This is a genomic window from Streptococcus porcinus (assembly GCF_901542335.1).
Lineage (GTDB): Bacteria > Bacillota > Bacilli > Lactobacillales > Streptococcaceae > Streptococcus > Streptococcus porcinus_A.
Window position 1 is genome coordinate 41,328 of record NZ_LR594036.1, and the last position, 20,210, is coordinate 61,537.

The 20,210-nt window shown below is 37.9% G+C and carries 28 protein-coding genes; all 28 read left to right on the forward strand.

The genetic code is table 11. From position 1 onward, the window contains the following. Positions 1 to 117 precede the first annotated feature (117 nt). The 28 genes from FGK96_RS00255 to secY all read left to right on the forward strand — a co-directional run bounded on the left by FGK96_RS00255 (position 118) and on the right by secY (position 20,077). Positions 118 to 561, forward strand: coding sequence for a low molecular weight protein-tyrosine-phosphatase (locus tag FGK96_RS00255; protein WP_138080384.1), 444 nt, complete (start codon positions 118 to 120; stop codon positions 559 to 561). Between the two features lie 8 nt (positions 562 to 569). After that, the gene (locus FGK96_RS00260; protein WP_138080386.1) at positions 570 to 971 is read left to right on the forward strand and encodes a hypothetical protein; all 402 of its coding nucleotides are present in this window, start codon (positions 570 to 572) and stop codon (positions 969 to 971) included. After that, a complete protein-coding gene (locus FGK96_RS00265) occupies positions 968 to 2,746 on the forward strand; it encodes an acyltransferase family protein (protein ID WP_138080388.1) in 1,779 nt (592 codons plus the stop codon). The genes FGK96_RS00260 and FGK96_RS00265 overlap by 4 nt, the downstream gene beginning before the upstream one ends. A 156-nt stretch (positions 2,747 to 2,902) precedes the next feature. Then, positions 2,903 to 5,551, forward strand: coding sequence for a bifunctional acetaldehyde-CoA/alcohol dehydrogenase (gene adhE / locus FGK96_RS00270; protein ID WP_138083466.1), 2,649 nt, complete (start codon positions 2,903 to 2,905; stop codon positions 5,549 to 5,551). 354 nt (positions 5,552 to 5,905) lie between these two features. Continuing rightward, complete coding sequence (thrC, locus tag FGK96_RS00275; protein ID WP_138080390.1) at positions 5,906 to 7,390, forward strand: threonine synthase; 1,485 nt, start codon at positions 5,906 to 5,908, stop codon at positions 7,388 to 7,390. Positions 7,391 to 7,417: 27 nt separating this feature from the next. Next, positions 7,418 to 8,710 carry an MATE family efflux transporter gene (locus FGK96_RS00280; protein ID WP_138080392.1) on the forward strand — a complete coding sequence of 431 codons (1,293 nt, stop codon included), beginning with the start codon at positions 7,418 to 7,420 and terminating at the stop codon, positions 8,708 to 8,710. A gap of 354 nt (positions 8,711 to 9,064) precedes the next feature. Continuing rightward, entirely contained in the window at positions 9,065 to 9,373 is a 309-nt protein-coding gene (rpsJ, locus tag FGK96_RS00285; RefSeq protein WP_003046044.1) for a 30S ribosomal protein S10, read from the forward strand. Between the two features lie 104 nt (positions 9,374 to 9,477). Next, positions 9,478 to 10,104 (forward strand): 50S ribosomal protein L3, encoded by a 627-nt coding sequence (gene rplC / locus FGK96_RS00290; RefSeq protein WP_003084890.1) that lies wholly within the window; start codon positions 9,478 to 9,480, stop codon positions 10,102 to 10,104. Positions 10,105 to 10,127: 23 nt separating this feature from the next. Further along, on the forward strand, positions 10,128 to 10,751 hold the full coding sequence (rplD, locus tag FGK96_RS00295; protein WP_003085489.1) for a 50S ribosomal protein L4: 624 nt from the start codon (positions 10,128 to 10,130) through the stop codon (positions 10,749 to 10,751). Next, positions 10,751 to 11,047, forward strand: a complete 297-nt coding sequence (locus tag FGK96_RS00300; protein ID WP_003083435.1) for a 50S ribosomal protein L23 — start codon at positions 10,751 to 10,753, stop codon at positions 11,045 to 11,047. The genes rplD and FGK96_RS00300 overlap by 1 nt, the downstream gene beginning before the upstream one ends. Before the next feature lie 17 nt (positions 11,048 to 11,064). After that, the gene (rplB, locus tag FGK96_RS00305; protein WP_003085919.1) at positions 11,065 to 11,898 is read left to right on the forward strand and encodes a 50S ribosomal protein L2; all 834 of its coding nucleotides are present in this window, start codon (positions 11,065 to 11,067) and stop codon (positions 11,896 to 11,898) included. 92 nt (positions 11,899 to 11,990) lie between these two features. Then, positions 11,991 to 12,269: a 30S ribosomal protein S19 gene (rpsS, locus tag FGK96_RS00310; protein ID WP_000533765.1), complete on the forward strand. Its 279-nt coding sequence runs from the start codon at positions 11,991 to 11,993 to the stop codon at positions 12,267 to 12,269. A gap of 15 nt (positions 12,270 to 12,284) precedes the next feature. Then, positions 12,285 to 12,629 carry a 50S ribosomal protein L22 gene (gene rplV, locus FGK96_RS00315; protein ID WP_000818141.1) on the forward strand — a complete coding sequence of 115 codons (345 nt, stop codon included), beginning with the start codon at positions 12,285 to 12,287 and terminating at the stop codon, positions 12,627 to 12,629. Between the two features lie 12 nt (positions 12,630 to 12,641). Further along, a complete protein-coding gene (gene rpsC, locus FGK96_RS00320; RefSeq protein WP_003084368.1) occupies positions 12,642 to 13,295 on the forward strand; it encodes a 30S ribosomal protein S3 in 654 nt (217 codons plus the stop codon). A gap of 3 nt (positions 13,296 to 13,298) precedes the next feature. Next, positions 13,299 to 13,712 (forward strand): 50S ribosomal protein L16, encoded by a 414-nt coding sequence (gene rplP / locus FGK96_RS00325; protein ID WP_003086024.1) that lies wholly within the window; start codon positions 13,299 to 13,301, stop codon positions 13,710 to 13,712. 9 nt (positions 13,713 to 13,721) lie between these two features. Further along, positions 13,722 to 13,928, forward strand: coding sequence for a 50S ribosomal protein L29 (gene rpmC / locus FGK96_RS00330; protein WP_003084036.1), 207 nt, complete (start codon positions 13,722 to 13,724; stop codon positions 13,926 to 13,928). A gap of 27 nt (positions 13,929 to 13,955) precedes the next feature. Then, positions 13,956 to 14,216, forward strand: coding sequence for a 30S ribosomal protein S17 (rpsQ, locus tag FGK96_RS00335; RefSeq protein ID WP_003085717.1), 261 nt, complete (start codon positions 13,956 to 13,958; stop codon positions 14,214 to 14,216). Between the two features lie 24 nt (positions 14,217 to 14,240). Continuing rightward, complete coding sequence (gene rplN, locus FGK96_RS00340; protein ID WP_000615920.1) at positions 14,241 to 14,609, forward strand: 50S ribosomal protein L14; 369 nt, start codon at positions 14,241 to 14,243, stop codon at positions 14,607 to 14,609. Between the two features lie 84 nt (positions 14,610 to 14,693). Next, the gene (gene rplX, locus FGK96_RS00345; RefSeq protein WP_007891837.1) at positions 14,694 to 14,999 is read left to right on the forward strand and encodes a 50S ribosomal protein L24; all 306 of its coding nucleotides are present in this window, start codon (positions 14,694 to 14,696) and stop codon (positions 14,997 to 14,999) included. Between the two features lie 23 nt (positions 15,000 to 15,022). Next, on the forward strand, positions 15,023 to 15,565 hold the full coding sequence (rplE, locus tag FGK96_RS00350) for a 50S ribosomal protein L5 (RefSeq protein ID WP_003082717.1): 543 nt from the start codon (positions 15,023 to 15,025) through the stop codon (positions 15,563 to 15,565). Positions 15,566 to 15,580: 15 nt separating this feature from the next. Next, a complete protein-coding gene (locus FGK96_RS00355) occupies positions 15,581 to 15,766 on the forward strand; it encodes a type Z 30S ribosomal protein S14 (RefSeq protein ID WP_002987746.1) in 186 nt (61 codons plus the stop codon). Between the two features lie 130 nt (positions 15,767 to 15,896). Next, the gene (rpsH, locus tag FGK96_RS00360; protein WP_003085849.1) at positions 15,897 to 16,295 is read left to right on the forward strand and encodes a 30S ribosomal protein S8; all 399 of its coding nucleotides are present in this window, start codon (positions 15,897 to 15,899) and stop codon (positions 16,293 to 16,295) included. A gap of 198 nt (positions 16,296 to 16,493) precedes the next feature. Beyond that, complete coding sequence (gene rplF / locus FGK96_RS00365; RefSeq protein WP_138080394.1) at positions 16,494 to 17,030, forward strand: 50S ribosomal protein L6; 537 nt, start codon at positions 16,494 to 16,496, stop codon at positions 17,028 to 17,030. A 96-nt stretch (positions 17,031 to 17,126) separates the two neighbouring features. Continuing rightward, positions 17,127 to 17,483, forward strand: coding sequence for a 50S ribosomal protein L18 (rplR, locus tag FGK96_RS00370; protein WP_003046068.1), 357 nt, complete (start codon positions 17,127 to 17,129; stop codon positions 17,481 to 17,483). 18 nt (positions 17,484 to 17,501) lie between these two features. Beyond that, the gene (rpsE, locus tag FGK96_RS00375) at positions 17,502 to 17,996 is read left to right on the forward strand and encodes a 30S ribosomal protein S5 (protein WP_003082868.1); all 495 of its coding nucleotides are present in this window, start codon (positions 17,502 to 17,504) and stop codon (positions 17,994 to 17,996) included. A 14-nt stretch (positions 17,997 to 18,010) separates the two neighbouring features. Continuing rightward, positions 18,011 to 18,193: a 50S ribosomal protein L30 gene (gene rpmD / locus FGK96_RS00380; RefSeq protein ID WP_003084646.1), complete on the forward strand. Its 183-nt coding sequence runs from the start codon at positions 18,011 to 18,013 to the stop codon at positions 18,191 to 18,193. Positions 18,194 to 18,315: 122 nt separating this feature from the next. Beyond that, on the forward strand, positions 18,316 to 18,756 hold the full coding sequence (gene rplO / locus FGK96_RS00385; RefSeq protein WP_093959235.1) for a 50S ribosomal protein L15: 441 nt from the start codon (positions 18,316 to 18,318) through the stop codon (positions 18,754 to 18,756). 16 nt (positions 18,757 to 18,772) lie between these two features. Continuing rightward, positions 18,773 to 20,077, forward strand: a complete 1,305-nt coding sequence (secY, locus tag FGK96_RS00390; protein ID WP_138080396.1) for a preprotein translocase subunit SecY — start codon at positions 18,773 to 18,775, stop codon at positions 20,075 to 20,077. Positions 20,078 to 20,210 lie beyond the last annotated feature (133 nt).

Here is a 20,210-nt window from a genome sequence, read left to right on the forward strand (position 1 = left end):
TATGATAATAATAGAATAGTAAGAAAGGTGTCTTTTTTTTGAAAAAATTGAAAATAATAAAAGGTTTTTTCGGTGCTTTGATGATATTTTGTTATAATAAAATGGAGGTGTTTTCATATGAAAAAAGTATGTTTTGTTTGCTTAGGAAATATTTGCAGAAGCACAATGGCAGAATTTGTAATGAAATCTCTAGTTGAGGAAGATGGGTTGATTATTGAAAGTCGTGGTACTTCTAATTGGGAGCAAGGAAATCCTATTCACTCTGGAACGCAGAACATTCTGAAAAGCTATGCTATTCCATATGATTCTAATAAAAAGTCTCAGCAGGTAACAAAAGAAGATCTGGCAACTTTTGATTACATTATAGGAATGGACCAGAATAACGTTGCTGATTTGCGAAAACTATCTGCAGGGCATTGGGATGAAAAGATTTTTCTTTTTAATCACGAAGGAGTACCAGATCCTTGGTATACGGGTGATTTTGAAGAAACGTATCGTTTAGTGCTAAAGGGCTGTCAAGAATGGCTTGACACAATAAAATATAACAAAGATATGAGTTGAGATTAGTCATGGAAAAAATAAAGACATTCGTTCAAGGGTTGAGTATTACGAGAGCAAAATTAGAGATTATTACGGTCATTATTTTAGTGGTTTGTGGACTATCAGTCTTTGCCTTACACCACCGCACTAAAGTAGTCCTGACTTATGATCATGGAAGAATTAAGTATACAGGATATGTCCTTAATCATCGTATGAATGGTAAGGGAAAATTGACTTATGGTAACGGAGATATTTATAGTGGAGAATTTCGGGATGGTCAATTTAGTGGACTGGGCACTTACAAAGCAAGTAGCGGCTGGTCTTATAGTGGTCGTTTTAAAAATGGTCAAGCTGATGGTAAAGGTATTTTAAAGGCAAAAAATGGTAAGGTTTATGAAGGAACCTTCAAACAGGGGATTTATCAAAAATGAGAATAAAATGGTTTTCTTTTATTAGGGTAACGGGGCTACTTCTTGTTTTACTCTATCACTTCTTTAAGAATAGTTTTCCTGGAGGGTTTATCGGTGTTGATATCTTCTTTACTTTTTCTGGTTTCCTGATTACGGCTCTTTTAATTGATGAATATTCCAAAAATAATAAAATTGATTTAATAGGTTTTTACCGCCGCCGTTTTTATCGAATCGTACCCCCTTTAGTTCTTATGGTTCTTTTGGTAATGCCATTTACTTTTTTAGTTAAATCAGATTTTGTGGCAAGTATTGGTCATCAAATAGCCGCTACTCTTGGATTCACAACTAATTTTTATGAAATTTGGACGGGCAGTAGTTACGAGAGCCAATTTATACCTCATCTTTTTGTTCATACTTGGAGCCTAGCAATTGAAGTTCATTTTTATCTTTTGTGGGGCTTGTTAGTGTGGTACCTAGGAAAGCAAGAAAATCAGGATAAGCAGTTTCGGGAGTTGCTTTTTGTAGTTTCCGGCGCCTTCTTTTTAATTAGTTTTATAACGATGTTTGCCAGAGCATTCTTCGTCAATAACTTTTCATTAATTTATTTTTCAAGTATAGCCCATGTTTTCCCATTCTTTATTGGTTCCATGTTTGCGACGATTTCGGGAATTAAGGATACAACAATTCGTTTCCAAAAAAATGTTCGGCTATGGCCTCGGAAATATGTGGTTGGTGTTATGGCAGGAGCTTTCGCTTTACTCTTACTTTTAACATTATCTTTAAATTTTAACCACATTATCACTTATCTTTTTGGTTTCGTACTGGCTAGTCTTTTTACGGCAGTTATGATTTATACTGCAAGGGTCTTAAATGATCAAACTCCTGATGTTGAGGAACCTAAAGCCGTTACTTATATTGCTGATGTTAGCTATGGTGTCTACCTTTTTCATTGGCCGTTCTATATTATTTTTACGCAGTTGATGTCTAATTGGCTAGCTGTAATCTTGACTACTTTCTTTTCTTTTTTATTTGCCTCTTTATCATATTATGTAATAGAACCATTAATTGCAGGGAAAACGCCAAACCTTTTTGGTTTAAAACTAGATTTGAAGCCGTATGTAAAATGGTTTGCACTAGGAGCGTTAGCATTGTTACTAGTTACTTTAGGACGAAGTATGATGGCACCTACAGTTGGTAAATTTGAAACGGATTTGTTAGTCGGTGGTCTACAGCAGAGTCAAAGTAGTATGAACCGAACGCATACTCTGGCGGCAGGGGATCCAAATGCCTTAAGTGATATCAGTATCATTGGGGACTCTGTTGCTCTAAGGTCACAATCGGCTTTCACTAAAATTATGCCAGCAGCGCAGCTAGATGCTGCTGTTAGTCGTAATTTCTCGCAAGCATATGACATTCTTGATAATCGTATTAAGAGTCGCTCTTTATCCCAAACAACTGTTTTAGCTGTTGGAGTAAATTCTTTAGATAATTACAAATCTGATTTACAAGCTTTTATTAAGGATCTTCCTAAAGGAAGTCGTTTGGTAATTGTCTCTCCATATAATGCCAACAATTTAACGCAAGTGGCTGAAGTTCGTAATTATGAGCTAACTTTAGCTAAGAAGTATTCTTATGTTACCGTTGCTGATTGGTATAAAGAAGCTGTTGCTAATCCAGATATTTGGGTGGGAACGGATGGTGTTCACTATAGTAATACCGACACAAAAGGTGCTGAATTATACGTTACTACAATAAAAAACACAGTAGAAAAAGCAGCTAAATTACATGCAAAATAAGGCCTATTAAGGTCTTATTTTTTGCGAGAAAAAGTTTGAAAAAAACTTCACAAATTTATTGTGAAACTATTTACAAACTTATTTTTTGTGGTATAATAATTTTTGTAAACAAATTGTGAAACTTTTAACAAGTTATATCATTAAGAGGAGAATATGATGGTTGAAACAAAATTATCACCTGAACAAAAGGTTGAAGAGGCACAAAAGCATGTTGATGAGTTGGTTCAAAAAGGGCTTGTTGCTTTAAATGAATTTAGAAAACTTAATCAAGAGCAAGTTGACTATATTGTAGCTAAAGCTTCTGTTGCAGCCCTTGACGCTCACGGAATTCTTGCAATGCACGCTTTCGAAGAAACTGGTCGAGGTGTTTTTGAGGATAAAGCAACTAAAAACTTGTTTGCTTGTGAGCATGTTGTTAATAATATGCGTCATACAAAAACAGTTGGAATTATTGAAGAAGATGATACTACTGGTTTAACCTTAATTGCTGAGCCGGTAGGGGTTATCTGTGGGGTTACTCCAACAACAAATCCAACTTCAACAGCAATCTTTAAATCACTGATTGCTTTGAAAACTCGTAATCCAATTGTCTTTGGATTCCATCCATCTGCCCAAGAGTCTTCAGCTCACGCAGCACAAATCGTCCGTGATGCAGCTATTGCAGCGGGTGCTCCTGAAAACTGTATCCAGTGGATTACAAAACCATCTATGGAAGCTACTGGTGCTTTGATGAATCATGATGGTATTGCAACAATACTTGCAACTGGTGGTAATGCTATGGTCCGTGCAGCCTACTCATGTGGAAAACCTGCACTTGGCGTAGGAGCTGGTAACGTTCCTGCTTATGTGGAAAAATCAGCGAATATTCGTCAGGCCGCACATGATATTGTTATGTCTAAATCATTTGATAATGGTATGGTATGTGCTTCTGAACAAGCTGTTATCATTGATAAAGAAATTTATGATGACTTTGTTGAAGAATTTAAATCATATAAAACTTATTTTGTTAATAAAAAAGAAAAAGCCCTTCTTGAAGAATTCTGTTTTGGTGTTAAAGCAAATAGCAAAGATTGTGCTGGAGCTAAATTGAATGCTGATATCGTAGGTAAACCAGCAGCTTGGATTGCTGAACAAGCAGGTTTTAAAGTTCCAGAAGGAACAAATATTTTAGCAGCTGAATGTTCAGAAGTTGGTGTTAAAGAACCTTTAACTCGTGAAAAACTTTCTCCTGTTATTGCTGTGCTTAGGTCTGATTCAACTGAAGATGGTCTCAAAAAAGCTCGTCAAATGGTTGAATTCAACGGGCTTGGTCACTCAGCTGCAATCCATACTAAACATGAAGAACTTGCTAAGCGTTTTGGAACAGAAATGAAAGCAATGCGTATCATTTGGAATTCACCTTCAACATTTGGTGGTATTGGTGACGTTTATAATGCATTTATCCCATCATTGACCTTAGGATGTGGCTCATATGGACGTAACTCAGTAGGTGATAATGTTAGTGCTATCAACCTCTTAAATATCAAAAAAGTAGGAAGACGTAGAAATAATATGCAATGGTTTAAAGTTCCTTCAAAAACATACTTCGAACGTGATTCTATTCAATATTTACAAAAAGCACGCGATGTTGAACGTGTTATGATTGTAACGGACCATGCAATGGTTGAGCTTGGTTTCTTAAATAAAATTATTGAACAGCTTGATCTTCGTCGGAATAAAGTTGTTTACCAAATTTTTGCAGATGTTGAACCTGATCCAGATATCTCAACTGTTCAAAAAGGTACTGAATTAATGCGCACCTTTAAACCTGATACGATTATTGCACTTGGTGGTGGATCACCAATGGATGCCGCTAAGGTAATGTGGTTGTTCTACGAGCAACCAGAAGTCGATTTCCGTGATCTGGTTCAAAAATTCATGGATATCCGTAAACGCGCCTTTAAATTCCCTGAACTTGGTAAGAAAACAAAATTCATTGCTATTCCAACAACTTCAGGTACTGGTTCAGAAGTAACACCATTTGCCGTTATCTCTGATAAGCAAAATAACCGTAAATACCCTATTGCTGATTACTCATTAACACCAACTATTGCTATTGTTGACCCAGCATTAGTACTAACAGTTCCTGGATTTATTGCTGCAGATACTGGTATGGATGTCTTGACGCATGCAACAGAAGCTTATGTATCACAACTGGCAAATGACTTTACAGATGGTCTTGCACTTCAAGCTATTAAAATTGTCTTTGAAAATCTAGAACGCTCTGTTAAAGAGGCTGACTTTGACTCTCGTGAAAAAATGCATAATGCTTCAACGATGGCGGGTATGGCTTTTGCAAATGCATTCCTAGGCATGAGCCACTCAATGGCGCATAAAATTGGTGGAGTACACCATACTATCCACGGTCGTACCAATGCCATCCTTCTTCCATATGTTGTTCGTTACAATGGTACTCGTCCAGCTAAAACGTCAACTTGGCCAAAATACAACTATTGGAAAGCAGATGAAAAATATCAAGATATTGCTCGTATGTTAGGTTTACCATGTGCAACTCCGGAAGAGGCAGTAGCATCTTATGCTCAGGCTATTTATGACTTAGGTGAACGTGTTGGTATTAAGATGAACTTCAAAGATCAAGGTATTGATGAAAAAGAGTGGATGGACAGTTTAAATGAAATTGCACTTCTTGCTTATGAAGATCAATGTTCACCAGCAAATCCACGCTTACCATTAGTGGCTGATATGAAAGAAATTATGGCTGATGCTTACTATGGCTATGGTGAAAGACCTGGTCGTCTCAAATAAGATTTAATTTGTTTTCTGTAATACAAAATACCCAGTTTCCTTATTTTCTGGGTATTTTCCCATGTTTTATTTGTAGAAATATTATTATTCTATTTACGTTATAGATACTTAGCGTTATAATATAGCTGACATTTCAAGTTAATTGTAGGAGGTAAGGATTATGGCTGAACGGTTTTATAACCTTTTAGCACTTGTCTGGATCGGTATAGCGGGTACAGACTCTCGCTGGGTAAATTAGTCTGAAGAAGGAGGCTCTGTCGATTGAACAGAGCCTCCTTTTTGCTTAAGCCTCCCTCCCAATTCCTTTAATTTATGGTACAATAGCAAAAAGACATGCAAAGATGAGGAAAACTTATGGGATTAATTTATCAATCAACTCGTGACACTAATAATCGTGTAAGCGCTAGCCAGGCTATTCTTAACGGACTTGCCAGTGATGGAGGCTTGTTTACACCATTAGAAATGCCAAAGCTTGACTTGAATTTTGACAAACTAAAGGATGCAACTTATCAAGAAGTAGCAAAGCTAGTTATGTCAGCCTTTTTTGATGATTTTACAGAAGAAGAGCTAGATTACTGCATTGTTGCAGCTTATGATCAAAAGTTTGACACTACTGAAATAGCCCCTCTTGTGACTCTTAAAGATTATCACAATTTGGAATTGTTTCATGGTTCAACCATTGCATTTAAAGACATGGCCTTGTCAATTTTGCCACACTTATTAACAATAGCTGCCAAAAAGGAGGGGGTCTCAAACAAAGTTGTGATTCTAACTGCAACTTCTGGAGATACAGGTAAGGCAGCGATGGCTGGCTTTGCGGATGTCCCTGGAACGGAGATTATTGTTTTCTATCCTAAAAATGGTGTCAGTAAGATTCAAGAATTACAGATGATAACCCAAAAAGGTGGAAATGTCCATGTGGTGGCAATTGATGGTAATTTTGATGATGCCCAGACAGATGTTAAACGTATGTTTAATGACTCTCTTTTGGCTAAGAAATTATTGGCAAAAGGTATGCAACTATCTTCAGCGAACTCCATGAATATTGGGCGTTTAATTCCTCAGGTGGTTTACTATGTGTATGCCTATGCGCAAATGGTGAAAAAGCACAGCATTGCAGATGGTGATTTGATTAATATTGTGGTTCCAACTGGTAACTTTGGCAATATCTTAGCAGCTTATTATGCTAAAGAAATAGGGGTACCGATAGCTAAGTTGATTTGTGCCTCAAATGAAAATAACGTTTTGACAGATTTTTTTGCGACCCGAGTTTATGATAAGAAACGGGAGTTTAAGGTAACAAGTAGTCCATCAATGGATATTTTGGTATCATCTAATTTGGAACGTTTGATTTTTCATCTGCTAGGTAATGATGCTGGGAAAACGAAGGCTTTGATGGACGACTTAGTAACTAATGGTCAATATCGCTTAGAAGCTGTTGAACAGGAAATCTTAACTATTTTTGAAGCAGGATTTGCAACAGAAGCTGAAACCGAAACTGAAATTAAGACTATTTTTGAAGCTAATGGCTACGTTATTGATCCTCACACGGCGGTTGCTTCAGCAGTTTATCGACGCTACCATCAAGAGACTGGAGATATTAATCCGACAGTTCTGGCGTCTACAGCCAGTCCGTACAAGTTTCCAAAAGTAGTAGTCGAATCTATTAATGGTCAAGCTTTAGCGGATGATTTTGAAGCTGTAAAACAATTAGAAGTGATATCTAAAGTTGCTATTCCAGATGCGGTGAAAGCTCTTAATCAAGCACCTATTTTACATAAGAAACTGGTTGAAACTAAGGACATGCAAGGTGCGGTTGAGAATTATTTAGGAGTCTAAGAAGCAGATAGCTTCTTGTTGGTTTATATGAATGTGTTAAATAGAAAGAAGATTCTAAGGATAGCCTTGCCAGCGATGGTGGAAAATCTTTTGCAAATGTTGATGGGATTTGTTGATAATTTTTTGGTAGCACAAATCTCATTAATAGCAGTCTCTGGCGTGGCTATGGCTAATAATATAATTACGGTCTACCAGGCGGTTTTCATTGCTCTTAGCTCAGCTATATCCAGTCTTTTGGCCCGCAGTATTGGCCAAAAAGACGAGACTAAAGAAATAGAATATATGGCCAAAGCTATCATGGCGACACTGTTACTGTCCTTTTTGTTAGGTCTATTTAATCTTTTTCTGGGATCTTTTACTCTTAGATTACTCGGTGCTAATGGTGACCTTGTCAAAATTGGTTACGAATATCTCTGTGTTGTTGGGGGAATGATCCTTAGTTTGGGTTTATTGACTAGTTTAGGCACCATTGTAAGAGTGCGTGGAATGAGTAAATTACCTATGCACGTTAGTTTTTTGACTAATATTTTAAATGCTATATTATCTTCTTTATCAATTTATATTTTTCACTTAGGTATTACGGGCGTGGCTTGGTCTACGGTGTTTTCTAGACTGATTGGTATTATTGTTTTGGGAAGTTTTCTTCCTATTAAAAAGGTAATAAAGTCAATGACCCTAAAAATTGATTGGGAGATGTTCTCGCTGGCGCTACCAGCAGCTGGTGAGCGTTTGATGATGCGTCTTGGAGATTTGCTGATTCTAATGATTGTTGTTCATTTTGGAACGGAAGCTTTAGCTGGAAATGCAATAGGGGAAAACATTAGTCAGTTCAATTATATGCCAGGGATGGCAGTAGCAACGGCTACGGTGATTCTAGTTGCTAATCTTGTGGGAAGTCAAAAAGAGGATCAGATTCACATATTTATTAGAGATGCATTTATGCTATCTACTTTGGTAATGGTGCTCTTTAGTTCTCTTACTTTTCTAGCTACTCCTTTATTAGTCCCCTTATTTACCGTTAATCATCAGGCTTATAAAGCTGCTGAAGTTGTACTTCTTTTTTCACTACTGAGTGCACCGGCTACTTCAGGAACGTTGGTTTACACTGCGTTATGGCAAGGACTGGGAAATGCTAAGTTACCTTTTTATGCGACAAGTATTGGGATGTGGCTTATTAGAATTGTAGCTGGCTACTTACTTGGAATTCAGTTCAAGCTTGGTTTAGAAGGAGTATGGCTGGCAACAGCCTTGGATAATTTGACAAGATGGCTAATTCTTAAAAAAGTATATGATAAACGAAAAAGTTTCAATTTACATTGAAACTTTGAGAACGTAGAGAAACTCCTAAAAATAAAAAGTTTGAATAGACTTGCGTAAAATGACAAAATATTAAACTCTTAGAAATGTTGATATTCCAATATTTATGAGAGTTTTTGTTTTTCATGATAATAAAAAAGATTAAAGAAAATTGTCCAAAGGGGACTTTTTCCTATTCTTTCTATATAAGTACTTGCAAAGCAAAGGGAAATCTGTTATTATACTATGGTGCTGTAAAAATTACAGCTGTAGCTATGATACGAGAGGTTGCGACACGCTCGGTTGCATTGCCACGCAACACGTGTTGGTTTTCTCGGGGAGCTAGCCTATTATCGTAAATAGACGAGAGGAGAAAAGATGGCAAATAAAAAAATCCGTATCCGTTTGAAAGCGTACGAACACCGTACTCTTGATACAGCGGCAGAAAAAATCGTTGAAACTGCAACACGTACAGGTGCAACAGTAGCTGGACCTGTTCCACTTCCAACAGAGCGCAGTCTTTACACAATTATTCGTGCGACTCACAAATATAAGGACTCTCGCGAACAATTTGAAATGCGTACTCACAAACGTCTTATTGATATTGTGAATCCAACTCAAAAAACTGTGGACGCTCTTATGAAGCTGGACTTACCAAGTGGTGTTAACGTAGAAATCAAATTATAAATTGGTTTCTGAGCACAAAAAACGCTCGTAAAAAACTTTTTTGAGCACAAAAAACGCTCATTAAAAACTTTTTGAAATAAAATAAGAAAAGGAAATATTTTCTCATGACAAAAGGAATCTTAGGGAAAAAAGTGGGAATGACTCAAATCTTCACTGAATCAGGTGAATTTATCCCTGTTACTGTCATCGAAGCAACTCCAAACGTTGTACTTCAAGTTAAAACTGTTGAAACAGATGGCTACGAAGCAGTACAAGTTGGTTTTGATGACAAACGCGAAGTATTGAGCAACAAACCTGCCAAAGGCCATGTAGCAAAAGCTAACACAGCTCCTAAGCGCTTCATTCGTGAATTCAAAAACATTGAAGGCTTAGAAGTTGGTGCAGAAATCACTGTTGATACATTTGAAGCTGGAGATGTCGTTGATGTAACGGGTACTTCAAAAGGTAAAGGTTTCCAAGGTGTTATCAAACGTCACGGGCAATCACGTGGACCTATGGCTCATGGTTCTCGTTACCATCGTCGTCCGGGTTCAATGGGACCTGTTGCGCCTAACCGTGTTTTCAAAAATAAACACTTAGCAGGACGTATGGGTGGAAACCGTGTTACAATTCAAAATCTTGAAATTGTACAAGTAATTCCAGAGAAAAACGTTATCCTCATCAAGGGTAATGTACCAGGTGCTAAGAAATCTCTTATCACTATCAAATCAGCAGTTAAAGCTGCTAAATAATCAGAAAGGAGAAAACAGTTAAAATGGCAAACGTAAAACTATTTGACCAAACTGGTAAAGAAGTTAGTTCAGTTGAATTAAACGATGCTATCTTCGGTATCGAACCAAACGAATCAGTTGTCTTTGATGTTGTAATCAGCCAACGCGCTAGCCTTCGCCAAGGTACTCATGCGGTTAAAAACCGTTCAGCAGTATCTGGTGGTGGTCGTAAACCATGGCGTCAAAAAGGAACTGGACGTGCTCGTCAAGGTTCTATCCGTTCACCACAATGGCGTGGTGGTGGAATTGTCTTCGGACCAACTCCACGTTCATACGGATACAAACTTCCCCAAAAAGTTCGTCGCCTTGCTTTGAAATCAGTTTACTCAGCAAAAGTTGCTGAAGATAAATTTGTAGCTGTAGAAGGCCTTTCATTTGCAGCACCAAAAACTGCTGAATTTGCAAAAGTTCTTTCAGCGCTAAGTATCGATACAAAAGTACTTGTTATCGTTGAAGAAGGAAATGAATTTGCAGCATTATCTGCTCGTAACCTTCCAAACGTTAAAGTTGCAACTGCAACAACTGCAAGTGTTCTTGATATTGTAAATAGCGATAAACTTCTTGTTACTAAAGAAGCAATCTCTACAATTGAGGAGGTTCTTGCATAATGAATTTGTATGACGTAATTAAAAAACCAGTTATCACTGAAAAATCAATGTATGCTCTTGAAGAAGGTAAGTACACTTTTGAAGTTGATACTCGTGCACACAAACTCCTTATCAAACAAGCTATTGAAGCTGCATTTGAAGGAGTCAAAGTAGCTAACGTGAATACTGTCAATGTTAAACCAAAAGCAAAACGCGTTGGTCGTTACACAGGCTTCACTTCAAAAACAAAAAAAGCTATCGTCACTCTTACAGCTGATTCTAAAGCAATCGAGTTGTTCGCAGCAGAAGCTGAATAATCTAAGGAGGAAATAACGTGGGTATTAAAGTTTATAAACCAACGACAAATGGCCGTCGTAACATGACTTCTTTGGATTTTGCTGAAATTACAACAAGCACGCCTGAGAAATCATTGCTTGTTTCTCTTAAAAACAAAGCTGGTCGTAACAACAATGGTCGTATCACTGTTCGTCACCAAGGTGGCGGTCACAAACGTCATTATCGTGTGATTGACTTCAAACGTAATAAAGATGGCGTTGAAGCAATTGTTAAAACTATCGAGTATGATCCAAACCGTACTGCAAATATTGCATTGGTTAACTACACTGATGGTGTTAAAGCTTACATCATTGCACCAAAAGGTCTTGAAGTAGGTCAACGTATCGTTTCAGGACCAGATGCTGATATTAAAGTTGGTAATGCTTTGCCACTTGTTAATATCCCGGTTGGTACAGTTATCCATAACATCGAAATGAAACCTGGTAAAGGTGGAGAACTTGTTCGTGCAGCTGGAGCTTCTGCTCAAGTATTGGGTCAAGAAGGTAAATATGTGCTTGTTCGTCTTCAATCAGGCGAAGTACGTATGATTCTTGGAACATGTCGTGCAACAATTGGTTCAGTTGGTAATGAGCAACAATCACTTGTTAACATTGGTAAAGCAGGACGTAACCGTTGGAAAGGTATCCGCCCAACAGTTCGTGGTTCTGTAATGAACCCTAACGATCACCCACACGGTGGTGGTGAAGGTAAAGCGCCAGTTGGACGTAAATCACCAATGACACCATGGGGCAAACCAGCACTTGGTCTTAAAACTCGTAATAAGAAAGCAAAATCTAGCAAGCTTATCGTACGTCGTCGTAACGATAAATAGTAGATTTCTGATTTCTTAAATCACTTCCGCCAACTCGGTAGTCACTAGTGGCAAGCCGTTGTGGTACATTATTTAAAGGAGAATACTACAAAATGGGACGTAGTCTTAAAAAAGGACCTTTCGTCGATGAGCATTTGATGAAAAAAGTTGAAGCTCAGGCAAATGACGAAAAGAAAAAAGTAATTAAAACTTGGTCACGTCGTTCAACGATTTTCCCAAGCTTTATCGGATATACAATCGCAGTTTATGATGGACGTAAACATGTACCTGTTTACATTCAAGAAGACATGGTAGGTCACAAACTTGGTGAATTCGCACCAACTCGTACTTACAAAGGTCACGCAGCTGACGACAAGAAAACACGTCGTTAATAGGAGGAGGACACAATGGCAGAAATTACTTCAGCTAAAGCAATGGCTCGTACAGTCCGTGTTTCACCTCGTAAAACACGTTTAGTACTTGATCTTATCCGTGGTAAGAACGTTGCTGACGCAATCGCAATCTTAAAATTCACTCCAAACAAAGCAGCTCGTGTTATTGAGAAAACTCTTAACTCAGCAATTGCTAATGCAGAAAATAACTTTGGTTTGGAAAAAGCTAACTTGGTAGTATCTGAAACATTCGCAAATGAAGGACCTACAATGAAACGTTTCCGTCCGCGTGCGAAAGGCTCAGCTTCACCAATCAATAAACGTACAACTCACGTAACAGTAGTTGTATCAGAAAAATAAGGAGGTAAAATCGTGGGTCAAAAAGTACATCCAATTGGTATGCGTGTCGGGATCATCCGTGACTGGGATGCAAAATGGTATGCTGAAAAAGAATACGCGGATTACCTTCATGAAGATCTTTCAATCCGTAAATTCATTCAAAAAGAATTAGCAGAAGCATCAGTTTCTACAATTGAAATTGAACGTGCTATCAATAAAGTTATCGTTTCATTACATACTGCAAAACCAGGTATGGTTATCGGTAAAGGTGGAGCAAATGTTGATACGCTTCGTGCTCAACTTAACAAATTAACTGGAAAACAAGTTCATATCAACATTATTGAAATCAAATCACCAGACCTTGATGCTCATCTTGTTGGTGAAAATATTGCTCGTCAACTTGAGCAACGTGTTGCTTTCCGTCGTGCTCAAAAACAAGCGATCCAACGTACAATGCGCGCTGGAGCTAAAGGGATTAAAACTCAGGTTTCAGGTCGTTTGAACGGTGCAGATATCGCCCGTGCTGAAGGATATTCAGAAGGAACTGTTCCTCTTCACACACTTCGTGCGGATATTGATTACGCTTGGGAAGAAGCAGACACTACATATGGTAAACTTGGTGTTAAAGTTTGGATCTATCGTGGTGAAGTTCTTCCGGCTCGTAAAAACACTAAAGGAGGCAAATAACAAATGTTAGTACCTAAACGTGTTAAACACCGTCGTGAGTTCCGTGGGAAAATGCGTGGTGAAGCAAAAGGTGGAAAAGAAGTATCATTTGGTGAATACGGTCTTCAAGCTACAACTAGCTCATGGATTACTAACCGCCAAATCGAAGCTGCTCGTATCGCAATGACTCGTTATATGAAACGTGGTGGTAAAGTTTGGATCAAAATTTTCCCTCATAAATCTTACACTGCTAAAGCTATCGGGGTTCGTATGGGTTCTGGTAAAGGTGCACCTGAAGGTTGGGTATCACCAGTAAAACGTGGTAAAGTGATGTTCGAAATTGCTGGTGTTTCTGAAGAAGTTGCACGTGAAGCATTCCGTCTTGCTGGCCACAAATTACCAGTTAAAGTTAAATTCGTAAAACGCGAAGCAGAATAAGGAGAAGACATGAAACTTGAAGAAATCAAAAAGTTTGTTGCTGAGCTTCGTGGCTTGTCTCAAGAAGAGCTTGCTAAAAAAGAAAACGAACTCAAGAAAGAACTTTTCGACCTTCGTTTTCAAGCTGCAGCAGGTCAACTTGATCAAACTGCTCGCTTAAACGAAGTTAAAAAGCAAATTGCACGTATTAAAACTGTGCAAACTGAAATGAAATAATAGATTGGGAAAGGAGAAATTCTAATAATGGAACGTAATCAACGTAAAACCCTTGTTGGACGTGTCGTATCTGACAAGATGGATAAAACAATCACTGTTATAGTTGAAACAAAACGTAACCACCCAGTCTATGGTAAACGTATCAACTATTCAAAAAAATATAAAGCACATGACGAAAACAACCTTGCTAAAGAAGGCGATATTGTTCGTATCATGGAAACTCGTCCACTATCAGCTACAAAACGTTTCCGTCTTGTAGAGGTATTGGAAAAAGCTGTTATTATCTAATCTAACTAAAAGGAGAAAATTGAAATGATTCAACAAGAAACTCGCTTGAAAGTTGCTGATAATAGCGGTGCCCGTGAAATCTTGACTATCAAAGTACTTGGTGGTTCAGGACGTAAATTCGCTAACATCGGTGACGTGATCGTTGCTTCTGTAAAACAAGCTACTCCTGGAGGAGCAGTTAAAAAAGGTGATGTTGTGAAAGCAGTTATCGTTCGTACAAAAACTGGTGCTCGCCGTCCAGACGGTTCATACATTAAGTTTGACGACAACGCTGCAGTAATTATCCGTGATGATAAAACTCCTCGCGGGACTCGTATCTTTGGTCCAGTTGCACGTGAATTACGTGAAGGTGGCTACATGAAGATCGTTTCACTTGCACCAGAAGTACTTTAATTTTAAATAATTAAACAAACTAAGTCCCCTAGGTTTTCCTAGGGTGCCCATAGGGCGTAAGAAATTAATAGGAGAAAAACTCAAATGTTTGTAAAAAAAGGCGACAAGGTTCGCGTTATTGCTGGTAAAGACAAAGGAACTGAAGCAGTAGTTCTTAAAGCTCTTCCAAAAGTTAACAAAGTTGTTGTTGAAGGTGTTGGAATGATCAAAAAACACCAAAAACCTAACACAGAAAACCCTCAAGGTGCTATTGTTGAAAAAGAAGCACCAATCCACGTGTCAAACGTGCAAGTGCTTGACAAAAATGGTGTAGCTGGACGTGTTGGTTATAAAGTTGTTGACGGCAAAAAAGTTCGTTACAGCAAAAAATCAGGCGAAGTGCTTGATTAATCACGAAGGAAAGGAGAAGCGTAATGGCAAATCGTTTAAAAGAAAAATATACTAACGAAGTAATCCCTGCGTTGTCAGAGAAATTCAATTACTCTACAGTTATGGCTGTACCACGTGTTGAGAAAATTGTTCTTAACATGGGTGTTGGTGATGCTGTTTCTAACGCAAAAAATCTTGAAAAAGCTGCTGCAGAATTAGAGCTTATTTCAGGTCAAAAACCACTTATTACTAAAGCTAAGAAATCAATCGCTGGCTTCCGTCTTCGTGAAGGTGTTGCGATCGGTGCGAAGGTTACTCTTCGTGGCGAACGTATGTACGAATTCCTAGACAAATTAGTTAGCGTTTCACTTCCTCGTGTTCGTGATTTCCACGGAGTACCAACTAAATCATTTGATGGACGTGGTAACTACACACTTGGCGTGAAAGAACAACTTATCTTCCCAGAAATCAACTTCGATGATGTTGATAAAGTACGTGGTCTTGATATCGTAATCGTCACTACTGCAAATACTGACGAAGAATCACGTGAATTGCTTAAAGGCCTTGGAATGCCTTTTGCAAAATAATAGGGGGTAAATAAATTGGCTAAAAAATCTATGATTGCTAAAAACAAACGTCCTGCGAAACACTCTACGCAAGCTTATACTCGCTGTGAAAAATGTGGACGTCCACATTCAGTTTACCGTAAGTTCAAACTTTGCCGTGTTTGCTTCCGTGAATTGGCTTACAAGGGTCAAATTCCAGGTGTTGTAAAAGCTTCTTGGTAATTTGAAAATAACTAGTAAATTGCTTGTGCAATTTATACTAGAATACTGCTGATACAATGTATCACTAGCCTTCGGGCACATTAACTAGCAAGTGATAAAATCAAACTGCTAGTAAGAGGAGAAATATAAAATGGTTATGACTGACCCAATTGCTGACTTTTTAACACGTATTCGTAATGCTAACCAAGTTAAACACGAAGTGTTAGAAGTACCAGCTTCAAACATCAAAAAAGGGATTGCTGAAATCCTTAAACGTGAAGGTTTTGTAAAAAACGTTGAAGTGATTGAAGACGATAAACAAGGAATCATTCGTGTTTTCCTTAAATATGGTCAAAATGGCGAACGCGTTATCACTAACTTGAAACGTATTTCAAAACCGGGTCTTCGTGTTTATACAAAACGTGAAGATGTTCCTAAAGTTCTTAACGGACTTGGAATTGCAATTATCTCAACTTCTGAAGGTCTTTTGACTGACAAAGAAGCTCGCCAAAAAAATGTTGGTGGAGAAGTTATTGCATACGTTTGGTAATTTAAGATACTAAGAGCATCGTGGACAAAGTGAAAACAGGAAATCTGACGTAGAGTGTTTACACTCAAGGAAGATTTATCTTTTTCACACAGGCCACAGCTCGTGTTTGATTTTGAAATAATTAAAGGTATCTAATCTATCAAACCCCCGTGAAAACTAGCCTCAAAGGCTTGATAATTTAACAGGAGAAAAGAAAACATGTCACGTATTGGTAATAAAATTATTGTGATCCCTGCAGGTGTTGAACTTAAAAACGACAATAATGTTGTAACAGTTAAAGGCCCTAAAGGAGAGCTCACTCGTGAGTTCAATAAAAATATTGAAATTAAAGTTGAAGGTGCGGAAATTACAGTTGTTCGCCCTAATGACTCTAAAGAAATGAAAACAATTCACGGAACAACTCGTGCTTTGTTGAATAACATGGTGCAAGGTGTTTCTGAAGGGTTCAAAAAAGAACTTGAAATGAAGGGTGTCGGTTACCGTGCTCAACTTCAAGGCAACAAATTAGTTCTTTCAGTTGGTAAGTCTCACCAAGACGAAGTAGAAGCACCAGAAGGAATTACTTTCTCACTTGCTAATCCAACTTCAATCACTGTTGAAGGTATTAGTAAAGAAAAAGTTGGTCAAACTGCTGCTTATATTCGTAGCTTACGTTCACCAGAACCTTATAAAGGTAAAGGTATTCGTTATGTTGGTGAATATGTACGCCTTAAAGAAGGTAAAACTGGTAAATAATGATTTTATTGAGTTGATCAGAAATTTCTGGTCAATAGATGAAATATGTGCTGATTTGTTATAAAACAAATGTTTAAAAATTAAGAGGTGAAAATTGTGATTTCTAAACCAGATAAAAATAAAATCCGCCAAAAACGCCATCGTCGTGTCCGCGGTAAACTCTCTGGAACTGCAGAACGCCCACGTTTGAACGTATTTCGTTCTAATACAGGCATCTACGCTCAAGTGATTGATGACGTAGCGGGTGTAACGCTCGCAAGCGCATCAACTCTTGATAAAGACGTTTCAAAAGGAACAAAAACTGAACAAGCCGTTGTAGTCGGCAAACTTGTTGCTGAACGTGCAGTGGCTAAAGGTATTTCTGAAGTGGTGTTTGACCGCGGTGGATATCTCTATCACGGACGTGTTAAAGCTTTAGCTGATGCAGCTCGTGAAAACGGATTGAAATTCTAATAGGGAGGACACAAAATAATGGCATTTAAAGATAATGCAGTTGAACTTGAAGAACGCGTTGTTGCTATCAACCGTGTTACAAAAGTTGTAAAAGGTGGACGTCGTCTTCGCTTTGCAGCTCTTGTAGTTGTTGGTGATGGTAATGGTCGTGTAGGTTTTGGAACTGGTAAAGCTCAAGAAGTACCAGAAGCTATTCGTAAAGCTGTTGAAGCAGCTAAAAAGAATATGATTGAGGTACCAATGGTTGGTACAACAATCCCTCACGAAGTTTTCACTAACTTTGGTGGAGCAAAAGTATTGTTGAAACCAGCTGTAGAAGGTTCTGGAGTTGCCGCAGGTGGCGCAGTTCGTGCCGTTGTGGAATTGGCAGGTATTGCTGATATCACTTCAAAATCACTTGGTTCAAATACTCCAATCAACATTGTTCGTGCAACTGTTGAAGGTTTGAAACAGCTTAAACGTGCAGAAGAAGTTGCTGCTTTGCGTGGCGTTTCAGTTTCTGACTTAGCTTAAGAAAGGAGATTACAATGGCTCAAATTAAAATTACTTTGACTAAGTCTCCAATCGGGCGTAAACCAGAACAACGTAAAACTGTTCAAGCTCTTGGACTTGGTAAATTAAACTCTTCAGTTGTTAAAGAAGATAATGCTGCTATCCGTGGTATGGTTACAGCTATCTCTCATTTATTAACAGTCGAAGACGTTAAATAAAAATGGTTTAAGTCGTAGGGAATTGCTCTGCGACTTATAGTTGATTATATGTATAGGCGAGTTTCTATGGGGAGTCCCTTCCCCTCATAGAGGCGCTAGCATTTTACAAAAAAGGAGAAAAAATGAAACTTCATGAATTAAAAGCTGCTGAAGGCTCACGTAAAGTACGCAACCGTGTAGGTCGTGGTTCTTCATCAGGTAACGGTAAAACATCTGGACGCGGACAAAAAGGTCAAAACTCACGTAGTGGTGGTGGCGTTCGTTTAGGTTTTGAAGGTGGACAAACTCCATTGTTCCGTCGCATGCCAAAACGCGGCTTCTCAAATATCAATACTAAAGAGTACGCTCTTGTTAACCTTGATCAATTAAACGTATTTGAAGATGGTACTGAAGTAACACCAGTTGTTCTTAAAGAAGCTGGTATCGTTCGTGCTGAAAAATCAGGCGTTAAAATTCTTGGTAACGGTGAATTGACTAAAAAATTGACTGTCAAAGCAGCTAAATTCTCAAAATCTGCTGAAGCAGCAATTACTGCTAAAGGTGGTTCAATCGAAGTCATTTAATGAGGGGTAACTCATTATGTTCTTAAAAATACTTAAAGATGCACTAAAAATAAAGACGGTAAGACAAAAAATATTGTATACAATCTTTATTATTCTCATATTCCGTATTGGGACACATATCACTGTTCCTGGTGTTAATGCAAAGAGCTTAGAGCAATTGAGTGAACTTCCCTTTCTTAATATGTTGAACTTGGTTAGTGGTAATGCTATGAGAAACTTTTCTGTTTTCTCTATGGGGGTAAGTCCTTATATTACGGCATCTATCGTTGTTCAACTATTACAGATGGATATTTTACCCAAATTTGTTGAATGGGGTAAACAAGGTGAAGTAGGTCGTCGTAAGTTAAATCAAGCGACACGTTATATCTCCTTGGGACTAGCCTTCATTCAATCGATTGGGATCACGGCAGGTTTTAATAGCTTGTCAAATGTTGCTTTAGTTTCAACACCAAATGTTAAAACATATTTATTAATTGGTGCTTTGTTAACAACAGGTAGTGTTATTGTGACCTGGTTAGGAGAACAAATCACAGATAAGGGGTTTGGAAATGGTGTTTCGATGATTATCTTTGCAGGTATTATTTCATCAATTCCAAATGCAATTGCTACAGTATATGAAGATTATTTTGTGAACATTAAGGCAGGAGATATTCAATCATCATACCTTATTGTTGGAATCTTAATTTTTGCTGTACTAGCTATTGTCTTCTTTACAACATTTGTTCAACAAGCGGAATACAAAATTCCAATCCAATATACAAAACTTGTTCAGGGTGCACCAACAAGTTCGTATCTTCCTTTAAAAGTTAATCCAGCAGGCGTTATTCCCGTTATCTTTGCTAGCTCGATTACAACCATTCCAAGTACTCTTATTCCTTTCTTTCAAAATGGAAGAGATATTCCGTGGCTAACAAAACTGCAAGATATTTTAAATTATCAGTCTCCGACTGGTATGATCGTTTATGCGTTTTTGATTATATTATTCTCATTCTTCTATACTTTTGTACAAGTTAATCCTGAGAAAACAGCTGAAAATCTGCAGAAGAATTCGTCCTATATTCCAAGTGTTCGACCTGGACGTGAAACAGAATTATATATGTCATCCTTGCTTAAAAAATTGGCCACTTTAGGTTCTATTTTCTTAGCATTTATCTCTCTTGTTCCAATTGCGGCACAGCAAACATTGAACCTCTCCTCAGGCATTGCCTTAGGGGGAACAAGCTTGCTCATCTTGATTTCGACAGGAATTGAAGGAATGAAACAACTTGAAGGCTACCTTCTAAAAAGAAAGTATGTCGGATTTATGAATACAGCAGAATAGAATATAGGTTGACATTGTCAACCTTCTATTTTGTTTTCAGGTGATAGTAAGACTTGATTAGATTTCTTATTATCATTTGAAAACAAAAACACAAAATGAAGTTATTCATTTTTACTATTTTTAGTCAAAGAGG

Bases quoted from the DNA above. Each gene is read 5' to 3' on its own strand.
- FGK96_RS00255 (WP_138080384.1), top strand. From the start codon at position 118: ATGAAAAAAGTATGTTTTGTTTGCTTAGGAAATATTTGCAGAAGCACA.
- FGK96_RS00260 (WP_138080386.1), top strand. From the start codon at position 570: ATGGAAAAAATAAAGACATTCGTTCAAGGGTTGAGTATTACGAGAGCA.
- FGK96_RS00265 (WP_138080388.1), top strand. From the start codon at position 968: ATGAGAATAAAATGGTTTTCTTTTATTAGGGTAACGGGGCTACTTCTT.
- adhE (WP_138083466.1), top strand. From the start codon at position 2,903: ATGGTTGAAACAAAATTATCACCTGAACAAAAGGTTGAAGAGGCACAA.
- thrC (WP_138080390.1), top strand. From the start codon at position 5,906: ATGGGATTAATTTATCAATCAACTCGTGACACTAATAATCGTGTAAGC.
- FGK96_RS00280 (WP_138080392.1), top strand. From the start codon at position 7,418: ATGAATGTGTTAAATAGAAAGAAGATTCTAAGGATAGCCTTGCCAGCG.
- rpsJ (WP_003046044.1), top strand. From the start codon at position 9,065: ATGGCAAATAAAAAAATCCGTATCCGTTTGAAAGCGTACGAACACCGT.
- rplC (WP_003084890.1), top strand. From the start codon at position 9,478: ATGACAAAAGGAATCTTAGGGAAAAAAGTGGGAATGACTCAAATCTTC.
- rplD (WP_003085489.1), top strand. From the start codon at position 10,128: ATGGCAAACGTAAAACTATTTGACCAAACTGGTAAAGAAGTTAGTTCA.
- FGK96_RS00300 (WP_003083435.1), top strand. From the start codon at position 10,751: ATGAATTTGTATGACGTAATTAAAAAACCAGTTATCACTGAAAAATCA.
- rpsS (WP_000533765.1), top strand. From the start codon at position 11,991: ATGGGACGTAGTCTTAAAAAAGGACCTTTCGTCGATGAGCATTTGATG.
- rplV (WP_000818141.1), top strand. From the start codon at position 12,285: ATGGCAGAAATTACTTCAGCTAAAGCAATGGCTCGTACAGTCCGTGTT.
- rplP (WP_003086024.1), top strand. From the start codon at position 13,299: ATGTTAGTACCTAAACGTGTTAAACACCGTCGTGAGTTCCGTGGGAAA.
- rpmC (WP_003084036.1), top strand. From the start codon at position 13,722: ATGAAACTTGAAGAAATCAAAAAGTTTGTTGCTGAGCTTCGTGGCTTG.
- rpsQ (WP_003085717.1), top strand. From the start codon at position 13,956: ATGGAACGTAATCAACGTAAAACCCTTGTTGGACGTGTCGTATCTGAC.
- rplN (WP_000615920.1), top strand. From the start codon at position 14,241: ATGATTCAACAAGAAACTCGCTTGAAAGTTGCTGATAATAGCGGTGCC.
- rplX (WP_007891837.1), top strand. From the start codon at position 14,694: ATGTTTGTAAAAAAAGGCGACAAGGTTCGCGTTATTGCTGGTAAAGAC.
- rplE (WP_003082717.1), top strand. From the start codon at position 15,023: ATGGCAAATCGTTTAAAAGAAAAATATACTAACGAAGTAATCCCTGCG.
- rpsH (WP_003085849.1), top strand. From the start codon at position 15,897: ATGGTTATGACTGACCCAATTGCTGACTTTTTAACACGTATTCGTAAT.
- rplF (WP_138080394.1), top strand. From the start codon at position 16,494: ATGTCACGTATTGGTAATAAAATTATTGTGATCCCTGCAGGTGTTGAA.
- rpsE (WP_003082868.1), top strand. From the start codon at position 17,502: ATGGCATTTAAAGATAATGCAGTTGAACTTGAAGAACGCGTTGTTGCT.
- rpmD (WP_003084646.1), top strand. From the start codon at position 18,011: ATGGCTCAAATTAAAATTACTTTGACTAAGTCTCCAATCGGGCGTAAA.
- rplO (WP_093959235.1), top strand. From the start codon at position 18,316: ATGAAACTTCATGAATTAAAAGCTGCTGAAGGCTCACGTAAAGTACGC.
- secY (WP_138080396.1), top strand. From the start codon at position 18,773: ATGTTCTTAAAAATACTTAAAGATGCACTAAAAATAAAGACGGTAAGA.